1 protein-coding gene is annotated in these 1695 nt (G+C 67.7%); it reads right to left on the reverse strand.

The genetic code is table 11. The features are described 5' to 3' along the window. The coding region (locus tag A5650_RS22590) for a non-ribosomal peptide synthetase (RefSeq protein WP_231992740.1) at nt 1-1695 on the reverse strand (1695 nt) is incomplete at both ends.

A 1695-nucleotide genomic window follows, 5' to 3' on the forward strand; every position in this document is an offset into this window, starting at 1 on the left:
GAAGAAGGAGTCGTCGGCTCCGACGCGGTCGAGTCCGAGTACCTGGGCGTAGATACCGGCCAGGATTTCTTCGGTGGGGGTGGCCGGGGCGCGGTAGCGGTCAACGTTTTGATATTCCGGTGCCGGCAGGGCGCGTTTGTCGAGTTTGCCGTTGGGGGTCAACGGCAACGCGTCGAGCACCACCACCGCCGCGGGCACCATATAGCCGGGCAACCGCTCACCCAACGCGGCGCGGATGCCGTTGGGATCCACCGCCGCGCCCGCCGACTCGGTGACATAGCCCACCAGACGTTTGTCTCCGGGACGGTCCTCGCGGGCGATCACCACCGCCTGCTCGACCCCCACACACCCGGCCAACGCCGCGCGCACCTCACCGAGCTCGATGCGATACCCACGGATCTTGACCTGCTCATCAGCACGCCCCAAATACCGCAGCTGGCCCTGCGCGCTCCACGACACCAAATCCCCGGTGCGATACATCCGTTGTCCGCGCGCCCCGAACGGACACGCCACAAACCGCGACGCGGTCAACCCCGCCCGGCCCACATACCCATAAGCCACCCCGGTCCCGGCCACATACAACTCACCAACCACCCCCGGCGAGACCCGACGCAACCCGGCATCCAACACAAACAACGCCGCCCCAGGCACCGGCACCCCGATGGGCACCACATCGCCACCCCCGGCCAACGGCGCACTCATCGCCGCATACACCGTCGCCTCGGTCGGACCGTAGGCGTTGATCATCACCCGCCCCGGGGTGGCCCACCGATCCACCAACTCACCCGGACACGCCTCCCCGGCAACCACCAACGCCGCCGACTCCAACCCCTGCGCCGACAGCATCCCCACCGCCGAGGGCGTCTGACACAACACCTCGACCCCCTCGGCACACAACAACGCGTGCAACTCCTCCGGAGACCCAGCCACCTCCTCGGGCACCACCACCAACCGCCCCCCATGCAGCAGCGCGCCGAAAATCTCCCACACCGACACATCGAAGGCCAACGAATGCCACTGCGACCACACCCGCCGCGACGCCAACACCCCCGGCAACGACTCCACCAACCCCGTCACACTGCCGTGCGCGACCGCCACCCCCTTGGGCACACCCGTGGTACCCGAGGTGTAAATCAAATACGCGATCTCCTGGGCCCCCGGCGCCGCCACCGCACCACCCGACCAAACCCACACCCCGGGATCATCAACATCGATCACCACCACCTCAGCGCCCTCAACCCGCGCCCGCAAACCCCCCGCGGTGATCACCGCGGCCACCGCAGCATCGGCCAACATGAACCCCACCCGCGCATCAGGCAACGCCGGATCAATCGGCACATACGCCGCCCCCGACTTCAACACCCCCAAAATCGCCACAATCGCCTCACCCGACCGCGGCAACAACAACCCCACCCGATCACCGGGCCCCACCCCATGACCAATCAACAACCGCGCCAACCGATCCGACGCCTCATCCAACTCGCGATACGACCACGACCGCCCACCACACGACAACGCCACCGCCCCCGGCGACCGGCCCACCTGCACAGCGAACAACGCCGGAATCGACACCCCCACCCGCGCCGGCCCCATCAACACCGCCCGATGACCCCACCCCTCCAACAGGGCATGCTCAGCATCGTCGAGCAGATCAATCGACCACACCCGCCGCGACGCATCCGCGGTGCTGTTCGA

It is taken from the genome of Mycobacterium sp. 1164985.4, assembly GCF_001668575.1.
In the GTDB taxonomy this organism is placed as follows: Bacteria; Actinomycetota; Actinomycetes; order Mycobacteriales; family Mycobacteriaceae; genus Mycobacterium.